The 17,949-nt window shown below is 38.9% G+C and carries 14 protein-coding genes; 3 read left to right on the forward strand and 11 right to left on the reverse strand.

Annotation, left to right across the window (positions count from 1 at the left end; all coding sequences use genetic code 11):
- Positions 1-618 precede the first annotated feature (618 nt).
- Positions 619-1,275, forward strand: a complete 657-nt coding sequence (locus RFH42_RS05695) for a YczE/YyaS/YitT family protein (protein WP_308974633.1) — start codon at positions 619-621, stop codon at positions 1,273-1,275.
- A gap of 102 nt (positions 1,276-1,377) precedes the next feature.
- On the opposite strand, the gene tauD is transcribed toward RFH42_RS05695, so the two are convergent.
- The 5 genes from tauD to tyrS form a co-directional block, all read right to left on the reverse strand.
- The gene (gene tauD / locus RFH42_RS05700; RefSeq protein ID WP_308974634.1) at positions 1,378-2,232 is read right to left on the reverse strand and encodes a taurine dioxygenase; all 855 of its coding nucleotides are present in this window, start codon (positions 2,230-2,232) and stop codon (positions 1,378-1,380) included.
- Between the two features lie 63 nt (positions 2,233-2,295).
- Positions 2,296-3,138 carry an ABC transporter permease subunit gene (locus RFH42_RS05705; RefSeq protein WP_308974635.1) on the reverse strand — a complete coding sequence of 281 codons (843 nt, stop codon included), beginning with the start codon at positions 3,136-3,138 and terminating at the stop codon, positions 2,296-2,298.
- 10 nt (positions 3,139-3,148) lie between these two features.
- A complete protein-coding gene (gene tauB, locus RFH42_RS05710) occupies positions 3,149-3,961 on the reverse strand; it encodes a taurine ABC transporter ATP-binding subunit (RefSeq protein ID WP_374990781.1) in 813 nt (270 codons plus the stop codon).
- Positions 3,962-4,969 carry a taurine ABC transporter substrate-binding protein gene (gene tauA / locus RFH42_RS05715; RefSeq protein ID WP_308974636.1) on the reverse strand — a complete coding sequence of 336 codons (1,008 nt, stop codon included), beginning with the start codon at positions 4,967-4,969 and terminating at the stop codon, positions 3,962-3,964.
- A gap of 256 nt (positions 4,970-5,225) precedes the next feature.
- Positions 5,226-6,440 carry a tyrosine--tRNA ligase gene (gene tyrS, locus RFH42_RS05720; RefSeq protein WP_308974637.1) on the reverse strand — a complete coding sequence of 405 codons (1,215 nt, stop codon included), beginning with the start codon at positions 6,438-6,440 and terminating at the stop codon, positions 5,226-5,228.
- A gap of 79 nt (positions 6,441-6,519) precedes the next feature.
- On the opposite strand from tyrS, the gene RFH42_RS05725 reads away from it, so the two are divergent.
- Positions 6,520-7,647, forward strand: a complete 1,128-nt coding sequence (locus RFH42_RS05725) for an anhydro-N-acetylmuramic acid kinase (protein WP_308974638.1) — start codon at positions 6,520-6,522, stop codon at positions 7,645-7,647.
- A 187-nt stretch (positions 7,648-7,834) separates the two neighbouring features.
- Here RFH42_RS05725 and erpA read toward each other — a convergent pair whose 3' ends face one another.
- Positions 7,835-8,170, reverse strand: a complete 336-nt coding sequence (erpA, locus tag RFH42_RS05730) for an iron-sulfur cluster insertion protein ErpA (RefSeq protein WP_308974639.1) — start codon at positions 8,168-8,170, stop codon at positions 7,835-7,837.
- Between the two features lie 279 nt (positions 8,171-8,449).
- Here erpA and RFH42_RS05735 point away from each other — a divergent pair, with 279 nt between their 5' ends.
- Entirely contained in the window at positions 8,450-10,384 is a 1,935-nt protein-coding gene (locus tag RFH42_RS05735; protein WP_308974640.1) for an ATP-binding cassette domain-containing protein, read from the forward strand.
- A gap of 415 nt (positions 10,385-10,799) precedes the next feature.
- Here RFH42_RS05735 and RFH42_RS05740 read toward each other — a convergent pair whose 3' ends face one another.
- The 5 genes from RFH42_RS05740 to dnaA all read right to left on the reverse strand — a co-directional run bounded on the left by RFH42_RS05740 (position 10,800) and on the right by dnaA (position 17,604).
- Positions 10,800-11,168, reverse strand: a complete 369-nt coding sequence (locus tag RFH42_RS05740) for a hypothetical protein (RefSeq protein ID WP_308974641.1) — start codon at positions 11,166-11,168, stop codon at positions 10,800-10,802.
- Positions 11,169-11,309: 141 nt separating this feature from the next.
- Positions 11,310-13,778, reverse strand: a complete 2,469-nt coding sequence (gene gyrB, locus RFH42_RS05745) for a DNA topoisomerase (ATP-hydrolyzing) subunit B (protein ID WP_308974642.1) — start codon at positions 13,776-13,778, stop codon at positions 11,310-11,312.
- 55 nt (positions 13,779-13,833) lie between these two features.
- Positions 13,834-14,916: a DNA replication/repair protein RecF gene (recF, locus tag RFH42_RS05750; protein ID WP_308974643.1), complete on the reverse strand. Its 1,083-nt coding sequence runs from the start codon at positions 14,914-14,916 to the stop codon at positions 13,834-13,836.
- A gap of 35 nt (positions 14,917-14,951) precedes the next feature.
- Positions 14,952-16,100 (reverse strand): DNA polymerase III subunit beta, encoded by a 1,149-nt coding sequence (dnaN, locus tag RFH42_RS05755; RefSeq protein ID WP_308974644.1) that lies wholly within the window; start codon positions 16,098-16,100, stop codon positions 14,952-14,954.
- Between the two features lie 106 nt (positions 16,101-16,206).
- Complete coding sequence (dnaA, locus tag RFH42_RS05760; RefSeq protein ID WP_308974645.1) at positions 16,207-17,604, reverse strand: chromosomal replication initiator protein DnaA; 1,398 nt, start codon at positions 17,602-17,604, stop codon at positions 16,207-16,209.
- Between the last annotated feature and the right edge of the window lie 345 nt (positions 17,605-17,949).

Genomic DNA, 17,949 nt, shown 5'->3' on the forward strand with positions numbered 1-17,949 from the left:
CTCATCAATTACTGACAAAAAATTCTCAAATAAACTTCGAGTAATTTCTACCAATCAATCAATGATAATATTTCATCAACTCAACCAGTAAAAATCCACACAAGTTGTTCTTCATAATCTCTTAATGATTCACTTCCTACTTCATCAGTAGAAAGTTAAACGCAATACTTATTCAACAACCTAGCCCTTTGAACTAAGTTCGTTGCCTGTATCGCGTCGGGATGCAGCGTATTCTATAGAGTTTTAAATCAAGCGCAACCCCTATTTTAATATTTTTATTCCGGTCGTTTGTTTTTTAAACCAAATGAGTGAAATACCCCTTTATTAGGCTAAATAATCCACAAAACAAGTTAAAATATTATGATCGACAAGATAATAAAAGCAAAAACACTCGCAACACTTATTAAATAACAATACAACTTATAGTAATGTGTAATCTAAATTTACCCCAGACAATAATATTGAACATGATCTATGCTTTAAAATAAAAAGTCAGTCAACTTATACTGTACTGATCATTATCTATCTAAATTAAATCTAGAAAGCTTCTGTCTATTTTGTGTTAATACTGATTTAAAGGTTTAGAATAGCCTATTATTTAACATTTACGATCTGATCATGCCCGTTCAATTTATTCCAAGATTACTTCTTCTAATCTCTGGACTATGTGTACTGTCATTTGGTGTCGCACTTTCTATACGCTCCAATCTAGGTACATCACCTATTTCTTCTGTCCCTTATGCCTTTAGTCATATTGTTGCTTTATCCGTTGGTACACTGACCATCATTCACCACATCATCATGATCTTATTGCAAATGCTGATCTTGGGAAAAAACTTTCAGTGGGTTCAATGGCTACAACTTCCTGTTGGTATGGCCTTTGGTCTTTTTATCGACCTTACACTCTGGCTAACGCAATCTTGGATGATAGAAAACTATTTTGTCCAACTGATATTCTGCTTATTAAGCTGCGTATTCACGGCGATTGGTGTCTGCATGGTACTAAAAGCAAGTTTAATTTACTTAGCTGCTGAAGGATTATTCTTTGCTTGTGCTGAACGCTTTAATAAAAGCTTTGGTTTTTGCAAAACAACGGGAGATATTAGTTTGGTCCTAATTGCAGCAATTAGCTCTTATTTATACTTACATGAAGTTATAGGTGTACGTGAAGGGACTATTATTACAGCTCTATTGGTCGGAACAATGGTTAAGTTTCTCATGCCACATTTTCACTTCCTTGATTTCACTCAAAGCAAATCTGAAAAAGCAAACTAATATCTTCACTCACAATATCACTGATCAGATTTAAAAAAACCTTTCAGACTTGAAAGGTTTTTTTAAATGCCGCTAATTTAAATGTTATTTACACGATCCATTTTAATAATACGGACGATCACCAATTAGCGTTGCCCGATGCATCACGCGATGCTGTGGTCGATAATCATCTACCGCATAATGCAAAGTACAACGATTATCCCAAAAAGCTACATCATTGTTTTGCCAAGACCAACGCACCATAAATTCTGGTTTTTGTAAGTGAGCAAACAATAAATTAAGCACTGCTGCACTTTCCTTGCTTTCCAATTCATTAATTCGAGTTGTAAATCCTTCACTAACAAATAATGCGGGTTGACCTGTGACTGGATGAGTACGAACAACAGGATGGCTAATAGGTGGATATTTTAGTTTTGCCTGCGCTAATTTCTCCAGTTCCACAGGGTCCTGCCCAAAACGCTCTATTGGAAAAGATTGTGCAATATCATGTTGAGCAGTAAGTCCAACCAAAAATTGCTGCATTGCTTGTGACAATGATGCAAAAGCTGCTGTTGCATTTACCCACAATGTATCGCCACCATAACTCGGAACTTTCTTTGCTGCGAGAATGGCACCCTTCGCTGGTGTTTGTAAGAAAGTAACATCTGTATGCCATAAAGCATTGTCACGCAAGTCATTTAACTGCGTATCTAACAACATAATTTCTGGTTGTTCAGCAATATTTGGATAAATCGGGTGAATATGTAACTCTCCAAATTGCCGAGCAAAATCAGCATGTTGTTTTGGATTAAGTTTTTGATTTTTAAAAAATATTACTTGATGCTTCAACAAAGCCTGTTCAATATTTTGCTGTTGTTCTTCTGTTAATGTCTGCGTTAAATCAATTCCCTCAATCACTGCCCCAATTGTTGGAGTTACGGGTCTAATTTTCACTTGATCATTTACATATGCATTCATTTTATACTCACTCTCATGCCATTAATGACTTAGGCTTTATGACATTTCAACTTAATCATGATGTTAGGATTGCCAAGGCACCCAGCGTTTTTGCAAATAACGTAACCCCAACTCCAAAGCACAAGCGATCAATGCAATAATAAAAATACCAATAAAGACCACATCTGTTGCAAGCAATTGAGAAGAAGACTGCACCATAAAACCCAAACCTTCAGAAGCACCAACTAACTCTGCTGCAACCAAAGTAGACCACCCCACACCCAGCCCAATCCGAATCCCGGTGAGCATTTGCGGCAAAGCACTTGGAATAACTACATGTCTTACAATTTGTATTCGAGTTGCACCTAGAGATTGGGCTGCGCGAATTTTTGCTGGATCCACAGTACGCACACCTGTTGCTGTTGCAATAACAACTGGAGCAAAAATGGCAAGGAAAATCAAAAGCACTTTTGATAGTTCACCAATACCACACCAAATCACAATTAAAGGTAAATAAGCTAAAGGTGGTATTGGCCGATAAAACTCAATAAATGGATCCATTACAGCGCTAACACGGCGACTTTGTCCCATGCACAAACCCAAAGGAATCGCAATAATGACTGCCGCAAATAGTGCCACCAGCATTCGGCCCAGACTCGCTAAAATATGCTCAGACAGCGCAATACCCATATAGCCACCTGAAATTAGATCTTGTAAACGTGCCCATATCATTTGCGGTGATGGTAAAAACAGCTCGTCTATCCATTGCTGTGTCGTCACGATATACCACAGTAAAATCAGCACTAATACAGCACTGATACTCAGCCCTCTCAATCGCGTTTCACGTGAAACCTTTAACCTCGATACTGCCAAGCTCATAGGCAGGTTACGTTCTTGTGCCCAAGACTTTGAAGATTTTAATGACATTACAGCATCCCTAGCCCGCTTTTTGTATATGTACTGATGCTTGTCTTGCATGAGTAGCATTCTGTGTAAATACTAAGTTCAACACATGTTCACGCATTGCAATGAACTCTGGGGCAGATTTAATACTGCGTGCTGATTCACCTTGCGCAAAACGTTGGGCGAAATCCAACTGAATGGTTTCAACCACTCGTCCTGGATTAGGTGCCATAATCACTAAATCAGTCGCTAAAAATACTGCTTCTTCTATATCATGTGTAATTAAGAAAATTGGTTTTTCTGTACGATGCCAAACATCAAGCAATAGACATTGCATCTGTTCACGAATGAAAGCATCTAAAGCAGCAAAAGGTTCATCCATTAACAAGATTTTAGGGTCAGCAGCCAATGCACGTGCGAGCCCAACACGCTGACGTTGACCACCAGACAACTCACGAATATGGCGTGAAGCAAACCCTTCCAAACCCACTAAAGCAAGCAACTCATGCGCGCGTTGTAGTCGTTTTTGTTTTTCAACACCAGCCAAGGTAAGCCCAAATGCAATATTGTTTTCAACATTTTGCCATGGCAATAACACATCATCCTGAAAGACCACTCCACGATCACGACTTGGCTCAGAGATATCTTGTCCATCAAGTTGAATTAAACCCGACTCTGCTTGTGTAAACCCTGCAATTAAATTCAATAATGTTGTTTTACCACTACCCGATGCACCCAATACCACCATGAGTTGTTGCGGTCCTAATTGCAGAGAAATGTCCGAAAGCACAGGTGCTGTAGAGCCACGGTATTGTGCGCGTAAATGTTCAATACGTAAAATTGCCATTTAATGGTTCCTCGCATTTATTGCTGTGGATTGGATATAAGCGGTAGTGACAAACTTCTGATAATTCGATGGAACTTTACTAACTAAACCAAGATCTTTTAAATAGCTCACTGTATTGGCAATATTACGTTGAGTCCCTTGACCTAGATAACGCGTACTCATTTGTGCCTGACGATTTGGATATTCGGCACCTGCCAATAAAGTTGGTACATCTGCCGTTGAAACCCCTGTTAATTTCGCAATTTTCTGTACTTGTGAACTTTGTTGATTCCACGCAGTTGGATTTGCTTGATAAGCGGCATAATACTTTAATGTGACATCTGCAAATTGACGTAAGATTTCGGGATGTTGTACAGCAAAATCTTTGCGTGCAACCCAAACTTCAAAAGTAGGGGCTCCCCACTGTCCAACCTGCCCTGCATCAGTCATGACTGTGCCTGTTTTTTTAATATTGGCGAGTGCTGGCGACCACACAAAGGCTGCATCTATATCTCCACGGCGCCATGCAGCATTAATTTCAGCAGGTTTCAAATTTAATAAACGAACTTGCTGCGGTTTAATGTTCCAATGCTTCAATGCACTTAACAAACTATAATGAGATGTTGATGCGAATGGTGTTGCAATCTTCTTACCAATCAGATCATTAGGTTTATAAATACCACGACCATTTCTGACCACTAATGCTTCTGCTGACTTTAAATCGGTTGCAACCAAAAAAACTTCAATATCTAAGTTTTTTGCTACAGCAGCAGCCAAAGGACTTGAACCCAGTAAAGCGAAATCTACAGCTCCTGAAGCCAAGGCGGTAAGAACCTCTGCACCACTATTAAATAAACGCCAATCAATCTGCGTTGCCAAAGCTCGCTCATAGGCACCATCAACTTGAGCAACTTTTGCAGGTTCCACATTAGTTTGATAGCCAATAACCACTGCTTTTGCTTGAGCCTGATTGCCTTGCACACAAATAAACAGTGTTGAAGTCAGCAACAACAAACGATGAATATTCATAGAAACCTACACTATTCCCCTCAAATGATCTCTGTGGAAAATTAAAATTTGTCTAAGTGGCTTATGTTATTTTTATTTCTTGATTTTGAAAAATATGTTTTTAATGACTAATTATCTTATTAACTCCTAAACATAATTTCTGATTTTTAAATCATATAAAAAGCTAGCAATGCACCTCATGGGTATTTATATCAACAAAAATACAATAAAAAAGCCCCGTTCGCATGAACAGGGCTTGATACACAAGAAAAGAGTTTTAATCAGTAAAAGTTACACGTGCAATTGCTTTTTTACCTGCCTGAATAATACAAGTTTTATTCTCATTCACAGAGAAACCAGCATCAACAACTTCCCAATCAACCTTCACAGCACCGCGTGCAACAGCATCTTTTGCTTGTGCTGCATTTTTTGTCAGACCAGCTGTACGTAAAATAGAGGCAATGAAAATTTCACCACCAAACTCAGCACGAGAAATAGTCACCTCAGGTGTATCTTCTGGTACTTCACCTTCGGTAATCACATTACCAGCACCTTTATGTGCATTCGCAGCAGCATCACTACCGTGGAAGCGCTCAACCAACTCCAACGCTAAGATCTTTTTAATCTCTTGTGGATTACGACCATCTTGCATTTCTTGCAATAAGATATTGATCTCTTCCATCGACTTAAAGCTTAGCAACTCGAAATAACGTGGAATTAAGCTATCTGGCATTGAAAGCACTTTTTGGTACATTGCACCAGGAGCATCAAAGACACCAATATAGTTGCCTAAAGATTTAGACATTTTATTGACGCCATCAAGACCTTCAAGAATTGGCACTGTGATACAAACTTGTGACTCTTGACCATAACGGCTTTGTAATGTGCGGCCCATTAACAAGTTAAATGTTTGATCCGTACCACCCATCTCAACATCAGCCTCAAGTGCAATTGAATCATAACCTTGTACCAATGGGTATAAGAATTCATGGATTGCGATGGGTTGTTGATTCTTATAGCGCTTAGTAAAGTCATCACGCTCAAGCATACGTGAAACTGTTTGCTGACTTGCCAATTGAATCAAATCTGCCGCAGAACGTTCATTGAACCATTCAGAGTTAAAACGCACCTTGGTTTTATTTGGATCAAGAATTTTAAAGACTTGTTCCTGATAAGTTTTAGCATTCGCAATAACTTGATCACGTGACAATGGTGGGCGTGTTGCACTTTTACCTGATGGGTCACCAATCATTGCAGTGTAGTCACCAATCAAAAAAGTTACTTCATGACCTAGATCTTGAAAGGTTTTCAGTTTATTAATAAGAACTGTATGACCAAAATGTAGATCAGGAGCCGTTGGGTCAAAACCCGCTTTAATTTTTAAGGGGCGATTTTCTTTGAGTTTCTTTAGCAGATCCTCTTCAGAAATAATTTCGTGGGTGCCTCGCTGGATGAGGGCAAGTTGTTCTTCAGCCGGCAGAAAATTTGACATCAAAAAGTCCAAACAGGTAGGTTATTCAATTTCTACGATATACTAACACTTTTTCAGCACAATGCAGGCGAGTATTCATATGAGTGCAATCTATATTGGTGTAATGACGGGGACCAGCATGGATGGCGTCGACATTGTTGCCGCATCTTTCCATCCCTTAACGATTCATGCAACATTAACACTCTCATTTGAACCAAGTCTACGTGATGAACTGATGGCACTCACCCTACCGAGTGACAATGAAATTGATCGCATGGGGAAAGCAGATGTTGCCTTGGCACAAATGATTGGCCATGGTATCAATCAGCTCATCAAAGAAAATAATCTTAATCATGCCAAAATTAAAGCCATTGGTTCACATGGACAAACAATTCGTCACCGCCCAGAACACGGCTTTAGCTTACAAATTGGTGACCCAAATATTATTACTGAAATTACTCACATTCCAGTTGTTTCAGATTTTCGTCGTCGTGACCTTGCCGCAGGTGGTCAAGGTGCACCACTCGTTCCTGCATTTCATCAAGACGTATTTCAGCACCCAACCATACATCGCGTCATCCTTAATTTGGGTGGCATTGCCAATGTCAGTATTTTACCGGCTGGCAAGGCTGATGAAGTCTATGGTTTTGATACTGGCCCTGCAAATATTCTCATGGATGCTTGGTGTCATCGCTATACAGGCCAACGTTATGATGAAGATGGACGTTGGGGAGCATATGGTCAACCCATTCGAGCACTATTAGACCGTCTACAATCACACGAATATTTTTCTAAAGAACCGCCAAAAAGCACAGGTCGTGAAGACTTCAATTTAGAATGGCTAGATGAACAAATTTTAGATTGGCGTAATGATGTTGAATACGACGAGCTTGAAGATCGACCTGAAAATGTACAAGCGACTTTATTAAAACTCACCACACGAGCAATCAAAAAAGCAATCTATCGCTCACCATTAGATACGGGTGAAGTCTATGTCTGTGGCGGTGGCGCATACAATACTCAACTTATGGAACAATTGCGCTGGCGTCTACGTAAGCATGAATGGAGTGTACATACAACTCAAGCACTTGGTATTTCACCAACATGGGTTGAAGCTACCGCTTTTGCTTGGCTTGCTATGCGCTTTTGTGAACATAAAAGCGGTAATCTACCCGCTGTTACTGGCGCAAATGGTCTAAGAATTTTAGGTACGACCACCGTAGTCTAACTTTCTCTTGGCAACAATATGATCTTTATCATATTGTTGCTGATTAAAAGCAATCCATACAAGGCATTGTTTTTTATATTTTTATCATAATATCGATTAAATTATGTACTTGGAGCAGCACGCTTATGTACACAAAAAACAAAAATCCCCAATATTAAATTGGGGATTAAGCTGATCTACAGAGAAATTAAATGGAGAAAGAAGATCCACAACCACACGTTGTTGTTGCGTTTGGATTATCAATGATAAAACGAGAACCTTCTAATCCTTCAATATAATCAACTTTTGAACCAACCAAATACTGATAACTGAGTGAATCAACAACCATGGTGACATCACCATTTGCAAATTGAGCATCATCTTCATTAGCCGCGTCTGCAAAGTTAAACCCATAAGAGAAGCCAGAACAGCCACCACCTGTCACATAAACACGTAACATAAGGTCCTGATTACCTTCACTATCGCGAAGTTGACGCACTTTTTTTGCTGCATTATCAGTCATTTCAAGAGCTTGGGCATTCATGATGGATCATTCCTCAAACGGTTTAAATCGCGAAACAGATTAAGAGCAGCAACAACACAATAGCTAACTCAATCTTGTGCAGGGAAGTATAGCATAATCAATTCAGAGTCAGTTACTCAACATTAACTGAAACTCACCCGATATAAAATACAAACCACACCACCTATATAAACAAAATAATATGCAGTTAAAATATATACTGTCACAGTTTTTTTTGCGGCAATCACTCGATATCTATAAACTAAGCACATTTTACCTTATACAGTAGTTTAAATCTTCATGATTCAGTTAGAGCAACTTTCCATCCGTCGCGGTGGACGTGTGTTATTTAAAGACGCATCCATGCAATTGCATCCAGGGTGGAAAATTGGTTTGACTGGTGTCAACGGTGCAGGTAAATCCACACTATTCTCAGCCCTACTTGGTGGTATTGAGTCCGATACAGGAAGTTTAAGACGCCCTTCAATTTGGACTGTGGCTCACATGGCTCAGGAAATTGAAGCACTCGACATGAAAGCGATTGACTTCGTTTTATCTGGAGATGAGGAATATTGGCGCATCCAGCATCAATTAGAACATCCTGCTGAACTCAATGACCATGAACTCGCTGAACTTTATAGTCGTTTTGATGAAATCAATGGTTACTCAGCACCTGCAAAAGCATCACAATTGATGGCAGGTCTTGGTTTTTTTGAACATCAATCTCAACTTGATGTTTCCAGTTTTTCGGGTGGTTGGCGTATGCGCCTGAATTTGGCCCGTACGCTCATGAGCCGATCAGACTTATTATTACTTGATGAGCCAACGAACCACTTAGATTTAGATGCCATTTTATGGCTAGAAGATTGGCTAAGTGCTTATCAAGGCACTTTAGTGTTGATTTCACATGATCGTGATTTCTTAGATGCAATTACCGACCATATCTTGCATATTGAAAATCAAGAACTTACTTTATATACAGGCCATTACTCCACTTTTGAGACGACTCGTGCTGAACGTCTAGCACAGCAACAACAGGCCTTTGAAAAACAACAAGAAACTCGCGCACACTTACAAAAATTTATTGATCGCTTCAAAGCTAAAGCCACAAAAGCACGCCAAGCACAAAGCCGAATTAAACAACTTGAACGTATGCAAGAGCTTGCACCAGCACATGTGGATACCCCATTCACATTTAGTTTCCGCGAACCAAGTAAAATGAGTACACCATTACTCACCCTTGATCAGGCAGATATCGGTTATGGCGATAAATTAATTGTCACCAATGTCCAACTACAAATAACCCCAAATAGTCGAATTGGCCTTTTGGGGATGAATGGTGCTGGTAAATCGACACTCATTAAATCCTTAGTTGGTGATCTTCCTCTACTCAAAGGCACACGCCAAGCTTCTGAACTGTTAAACATTGGATATTTTGCTCAGCACCAAATGGATGCTCTTGATGGTAGTGCAAGTCCAATGTTGCAACTTTCTCGTATCGCAGATAAACAAATTAGCGAAGCAACTTTGCGCGCTTTCCTTGGAAGCTTTGGTTTTAGTGGCGAACGTATGGATACACCAAGTGAGAGTTTCTCAGGCGGTGAACGTGCTCGGCTTGCCCTAGCCCTGATTGTATGGCGTCGTCCAAATGTACTAATTTTAGATGAACCTACCAACCATCTAGATTTAGACATGCGTCATGCATTAACCATGGCCCTTCAAGATTTTGAAGGAGCTGTTGTGTTGGTTTCTCATGAACGTCAGCTCATTGCCAGTGTTTGTGATGAACTTATCTTAGTGCATGCTGCACAAGCCAAGAGTTTTGATGGTGATTTACAAGACTATGCGCAATGGTTACGCCAAGCTCGTATTGAACTCATGAAAAAAGGGCCTGAGACAGTCGCTGTACAATCTTTAGTGGTTGAAAAAACGGTTGTATCTAAAGTCGATAAAGAGGCTCAACGTAAAGAAGCTGCTCGTCGCCGTGAAATGAGTCGCCCTATTCGTAAAAATATCGAAAAATACGAGAAAAAAATCACGACTGTACAGCAACGTCTTAGTCAAATTGAGACTGCATTAGCTGATAGTGGTCTTTATGATAGCCACCGCAAGGATGAATTATTAAATCTGATGAATGAACAAACGGCACTTAATACTGAGTTAAAACAAAATGAAGAACAAATGTTTGAATTGATGTTTGAACTTGAAGAGCTAGAGAACTCATTTGAAGATTAATCGAGTTAAGTACTTCAAAAACATCTAAGTATTTGATTTTTTACGTGTAAATAACCTTTAAGCATATTTACAAAATCAAGCACAATCTTTTGATTGTGCTTTTTTATTTCTACTAAACAATGCCTTTTTACTCCGTGGAACATATTTAAGTATTTCTAAGTAAATGTATTGGTCCTAAAACTCAACCACTCACCCCTCGCACAAACTATTCTGCAATAAGCTGCAAAATAGCCCACAGCTTAAATTTAAACCCAGTCGTTATTTTTAAATTCAAAAATTAGCAATAATGTGTTCAAAATTATCCACAGATATCCAGTAATTTTTTTGAATTTAAAAGCAATCAAACGCAAAACACAAGGGTTTTAAATTCATAAAATAAGCATATGATCTGTGGATAACTTAACGATCTAAGACTTTATTTTCTTTCTAATACCATTTTCTTTTTACAAAATCGCAGTTCAATTAACTGCCAAAACTGATTAAACACCCAAGTTTCTTGTATAAATGCAGCGTTTTCTGTGGATATCAATAAAATTACACAACGATCCATTCGCTCATTAAATTCAAATTCTTCCGACTCTATCAATGGTTTTTGTGGTTTCCAAACAGCATTTTTAACGGCATGTGCAATCTGTTCATAACGATTAAGATTACTTTCTATAATCCCCTTCGCCTCATAAACTATTTGTAAATCAGGGTGCTCATAATATTTTAATTGCTCACCATCACCTCGATAATAAGCCTCACTCCAAGCATATCTTGATTGTTCTAATGAATTTTGCATGCTTACCCCCCAATATTCATACGATATTCACCTCCAATATTGATCAATTAAACATCAAAATACAGACAAAACCAATAAAAAATGCACTCTTAAGAGTGCATTTTTTCGATCATTATGTAATCAAAAATAACGAGCTAGAACTTAGGCATCGACATCAGCATTGAGGGCATTTTCCTCAATAAAGGCACGTCGTGGCTCAACATCATCACCCATTAGACACGAGAACATACGATCAGCCTCAATAACATCATCAATGGTCACCTGTAACATATTACGGTTTTCAGGGTCCATCGTCGTTTCCCAAAGCTGCTCAGCATTCATTTCACCTAGACCTTTATAACGCTGAATCATCATGCCACGTCTAGAATCGGTAATAATGTGCTGCCAAACTTGGTGGAAAGATGAAACGTTAATTTTACGCTCACCTTTTTGTAAATACGCACCTTGTTCTAAGAGATTTAACCAACTTTGTGAGTTTTGCAGCAAACGCTTATATTCACTAGAAGCCAAAAGGCCATTATCTAGCAAGAAGTGTTGCGGCAAATTATGCACGTAAATAGTAACTCTAGGCCAATAATGCGCAATTTTTTCACCATTTGCCTGTTCTTTTTCAAACGACTCAAGGCTAATTTCAGGACGCAAACTAGGCTGTATTGCAGCAACTTTCTCGCTTAATTGTTCAGCCCATTGCTGAACATAAGCTTGATCATCATTACGCTCAACTTTAAAAGCTTCAAGTTGTTGTAAAGCCTCTAATACACTTGCTGGATAACGCAAGCTTAAACGCTGCATACTCTTTTGTACGCTTTGATAATCCCCAATCACTTGTGCTAATGCATCACCACGAATTGCAGGTGCTTCAGCACTAATATGTAATTCAAGCTCATCAATCGCATTTGAAATTAAATAAGTATCAAGCGCATCATTATCTTTAATGTACTGCTCTTGCTTACCTTTCTTCAATTTATACAATGGTGGCTGCGCAATATAGATATGACCACGCTCAACCAATTCCGGCATTTGACGGAAGAAAAATGTTAAGAGCAAAGTTCGAATATGTGAACCATCCACGTCCGCATCAGTCATGATAATGATTTTGTGATAGCGTAATTTGTCTGGATTGTACTCTTCACGACCAATACCACAGCCCAAAGCAGTAATTAATGTTCCCACTTCAGCAGAAGAAATCATTTTATCAAAACGCGCACGTTCCACGTTTAGAATCTTACCTTTAAGTGGCAAAATCGCTTGCATCTTACGGTTACGACCTTGCTTAGCAGATCCCCCTGCAGAGTCACCTTCGACAAGGTACAATTCAGAAAGTGCAGGATCTTTTTCCTGACAATCTGCTAATTTACCTGGCAAACCTGCAATATCAAGAGCACTCTTACGACGTGTCATTTCGCGTGCTTTACGTGCTGCATCACGCGCACGTGCCGCATCAATAATCTTGCCCGCAATTGCCTTCGCAGCAGTAGGATTTTCAAGCAAATATTCAGAGAATGATTTATTCATCGCCTGCTCAACTGCAGACTTTACTTCACTTGAAACCAATTTTTCTTTGGTTTGTGATGAAAATTTTGGATCTGGTACTTTTACCGAAATAATTGCCGTTAAACCTTCACGAGCATCATCACCTGAAACGTTAACTTTTTCTTTCTTAAGAATATTTTCATTTTCAAGGTACTGATTTAAGCCGCGTGTTAAGGCAGCACGGAAACCAGCCAAATGCGTACCACCATCTTTTTGTGGAATGTTATTGGTAAAACAACGTACATTTTCCTGATAACTATCATTCCACTGTAACGCAACTTCAACCATAATGCCTTGATCAGTATCGGCTGTAAAATGGAAGATATCATTCAGATGCGTCTTACCTTGGTTCATATATTTAACGAACTCAGATAGACCACCTTCATAGTCGTAGACATGTTCTAAAGCAACACGTTCATCACGTATGATGATTCTTACGCCTGCGTTTAAAAATGATAATTCACGTAAGCGACGTGCCAAAATATCAACATTAAAAATTGTCTGGCTAAAAGTTTCAGCACTTGGCCAGAAACGTACAGTTGTACCTGTGGTATCAGTAGATCCAACGACCTTTAACGGATAGACAGCATCGCCATGACAATACTCTTGTTGGTGAATCTGACCAGCGCGATGAATTGTAAGCTCTAATTTACTCGATAATGCGTTAACAACAGATACACCTACACCATGTAAGCCACCTGAAACCTTATAACTATTATCATCAAATTTACCACCAGCATGCAGAATGGTTAAAATCACCTCTGCTGCAGATACACCTTCTTCAGGGTGAATATCGGTAGGAATACCACGTCCATTGTCTGTTACGCTAACAGATTCATCAGCATGAATAGTGACAACAATTTCATCACAATGACCAGCCAATGCTTCATCGATAGCATTATCGACAACCTCAAACACCATATGATGCAAACCAGTACCATCATCAGTATCACCGATGTACATGCCTGGTCGTTTACGTACTGCATCTAAACCACGTAATACTTTGATACTAGAGGAATCATAAGCCTTTTCGTTGGTCTGTTCTGTTTGAGAAGCAACTTGATCTTCTGAACTCATGGTTTCTCCCTAGTGAAAAAAAATGGGTCTAAACAAAAAAATAAAAAATTTAAAATCATACGACCTCAGCACAAACCTGACCTTTATCGACATGAAATAATCGATAAGAAATAGACAAATTTTGAAAATGATTTTTGACGATCTCTTGATCTAAAGTGGTCATAAAAACTTGACTACCAAGTTGGCTTAATCGCTTAATCAATCGTTGTTGTGCACTTAAATCTAACTCTGCGGTTACATCATCTAATAGTACCACAGTTTCCTTATTACAGGCATGTAGCATTGCGATCTGAGAGAGTTTAAGCGCTAAAATTAATAACTTTTTTTGCCCTCGTGATAAAATTACACTCGCATCACCAGTTACGGTCTTTAAACGCAAATCTGCACGATGCGGACCATATTCAGTATAGCGTCGCTCCACATCTCTTTGATGATAGCAAGTGAGATCATGATGCAAACCTTGTTCCACGTGGAAACCAGGCAAATACTCTAGCGTAATATCAATATCAGGCAATAACTGTTGTAAATCTTGTTGAACATACCCCTTCCACTGCTCCACAATATCCAACCGATATAAATGTAAAATCTCGCCATACTGAGCCAATAAGGCATTCCACGGAGCCAAAGTCTCAATGGACACATTGCGTTGAGATTTCAATAAACTATTTCTTTGCTTCAAGGCGCGATTGTATAGTTGCCACGCAGGATAGAAATCTGGCTCCACGTGAAACATCAACCAATCCAAAATTTGACGACGGGGTTTCGCCCCATGATCAATAATATCTGTACTCAGAGGATCAAGATGTTGTAAGGGTAAAATTTTCGCCAATTGCCCTTGAGTCGCTAAGGAATCACCATTGACCTTAATTAATTGCTCACCAGTACTAAGCTTTTGCATGCCAATCTTCTCATGACTAGATTGAGCAAATACAACAGCATCAGCACGTTGATGTTGAATATAATTTTTAGGAATATGGGTTCGAAAAGAGCGGCCTGTCGCCAACAGATGAATGGCTTCAAGAATAGAGGTTTTTCCTGAGCCATTTTCACCATAAAACACATTAAATGGTTGTAACTCTTGCAAGACAACCATTTCTAAGTTTCTAATTCGTTGAATATTTAAACGCGTAATTTGCATATTGAGCGCTTATCATTCAAAGTGACAAAACGGTCTTAGACACGCATTGGCATCACAACATAAACTTGGTTTTGTTGTGCTGGATCTTGTACCAATACAGATTGGTTGGCTTCTGTCATTGTCATCGAAACATCATCACCATCAAGCACATTCAGTACATCTAAAACATACTGCGCATTAAATGACATTTCTAAAGCAGAATGAGCAAATTGGATTGCCAAATCTTCAATCGCTTCATCTTGCTCTGGGTTGTTTGCACGTAGTTGTAAAGAATCTTCGGCAAAATTTAAGAAAACACCACGCAATTTTTCATTACTTAGAATTGCAACGCGTTGAAGTGATTGTTTGAATACATCATGCTGCACCAAAGCAACCTTATCCCCTCCTCGCGGAATAACACGGCGATAATCAGGGAATTTTCCATCAATTAACTTTGTTGTGAAACGTACGGTAATCTCTTCTGCATCTTTATCACGACGTGGAGTACTAATCGTTACATTGAGCAACTCGCGTCCAATCATCAAACTTAATTGGTGATCTTCAACACTCAACAAACGTTGTAATTCAGCTACAGCTTTACGTGGCACAATCGCTTGTGTAGATTGTGCAGTCGTAGAATGTGTTTGCGTCTCACACAAAGCTAAACGATGCCCATCTGTTGTTACTGCACGTAGTTGATTTTCCTCAACTTCTAATAAAGTCCCTGTCAAGTAAAAACGAACATCTTGCACAGCCATTGCAAATGCTGTTTTTTCAAATAAGCGTTTCAATTCACGTTCTGTAACTTGAACTTGAGTACCCTGACTATGTTCATTGCTAAGCAATGGATAATCCTCAGCAGGCAAAGTCCCCAACACAAAACGGCTATTACCAGATTTTAAAATACAGCGTTGATCTTCTGTAATTTGTAAATCAATTAATGCAGCTGATGGTAAAGACTTACAAATATCCATGAGCTTACGAGCAGGGACAGTACTTTCACCTGCTGCTAAACAAGCACCCTCTGCGAGTGTAGTACTTGCAACCAGCTCAACTTCTGAGTCAGAACCAGTAATTGTGAGGTTCTGAGTTGTAGTCTGGATCTTAACGTTTGAAAGAATGTTTAAAGTATGGCGACGTTCTACTGCTCCAGCCACGAGTGACAATACATTGAGTAGGTTTTCTTTCGCTATTTTCAAACGCACGGTTCAATTCCTTAAATCTGAGAGACTAATTTGATTAAATTTAGTTTTTAGCTGTGTACTATGAGGCAGATTATACCTCATTGCAACAGCTGGATTATTTCAATTGTTAACTTTGCAGTAGACGCATCAAATTTTTATAATCTTCATTAAATATTGGATCTTCATCACACAAACTTTGTACTTTATCGCAGGCATGCATCACGGTACTGTGGTCTCGCCCACCAAAAGCCATCCCAATTTCAGGAAAACTATCACCTGTTAATTCACGAGAAAGACCCATTGCCATTTGACGAGGTCGTGCGTAAATTCGAGTTCGTTTAGGTCCAACTAACTCTTTTAGTGGAATTCTAAAATACTCACTCACCACTCGCTGGATATTTTCCGTACTAATTGTACGTGCACGAATTGCCAATACATCTTTTAAGGACTCTCGAACAACATCTAAATCAATTGCAGCGCCTTTAAATCGTGATATAGCGACAACTTTATTTAATGCACCCTCTAATTCACGGACGTTAGCGACCACTTGCTGTGCAATAAACAATGCACAGTTACGTGGTAAATCAATTTGATTGCTTTCAGCTTTTTTCAATAAAATTTCAATACGTGTTTCTAGATCTGGCGGCTCAACACCAACAGATAGTCCCCATGAAAACCGTGAAACTAAACGAGGATCAAGCTCTGTAAGCTCTTTAGGATAACGATCAGATGTTAGAATAATCTGTTTGGACTCATCTAATAATGCGTTAAACGTATAGAAGAACTCAACTAAACTGGCTTCTTTACCTGCCAATAGATGAATATCATCGACAAGCAATAAATCTAAGGAACGACAATTTTTCTTAAATTCTTCAACTTTTCCCTTTTGTAAAGAACTCACAAAATCCTGTACAAAACTTTCAGCCGTCATATACATAACACGTGCGTTAGGTTTGGCCTGTAATAGGGCATTACCAACAGCCTGCATTAAATGTGTCTTACCTAATCCTGTTGGGCCATATAAAAATAAAGGGTTATGCTGTGGCTCACCTAATTGAGTTAACACTTTACGTGAAGTTTCGGCAGCCATTTGGTTAGAACGGCCTTCAACAAATAGAGCGAAAGTAAATAATGGGTTTAATTGACGCTTTTTAGCATTTTTACTCACTACCCCATCAGTATCTTTTTCTTTACGTACTGATTTAGTTGCTGGGATAGACGGCGTAGGTGTCGATGCGAGTGCAGAAGTCGTCGTTGCAGGTTGTTCAGCAGCAGATAAAATTGCACCTGGTCTTGAATCGACCATAATCTCGACCTTTTTCACCCGACCTTCAGACAGTTGTTCGGCCAAGATAGAAATAAGCTCAAGATGATGTTCTTGAATATAACGCGTCCAATATGGATTAGGCGCATACAATTTTAAGGTGTTATCCACCTCTTCAGCCACAAGAGGTCGAATCCACATTGCATAGACATTATCAGAGAGCTCTTGTCGCAAGCGAGTTAAGCAATCAGTCCAAAGCATGTGAGCCCCCTATCTATGACTATTTTAAATTTAAAAAAACACCCCAGCACATAGGGGGTCGCCATTCTAACCAAGTTATCAACAGATGTCATGGACAATTCAGCCTGTTTTGGTCAAAAAATATGCCTATGCACAAATTATTTGAATTTAAATTCATTATGGATAACTTAAATCAAAAGCTGTGGATAAAATATTACACCAAGTTATCCACAAATCATCAAATTAAAGATAACACAGATATCAACAAGCTAACATATTGATAAAAAATTAAAAAAGCTTGATTTCCACAGAAAAAGCTCACCCTAATAATAATAATCTTAAATTTATAAATTTGAATTTAAATAT

The sequence above is a fragment of the Acinetobacter rudis genome, from assembly GCF_031157835.1.
Taxonomy (GTDB): domain Bacteria; phylum Pseudomonadota; class Gammaproteobacteria; order Pseudomonadales; family Moraxellaceae; genus Acinetobacter; species Acinetobacter rudis_A.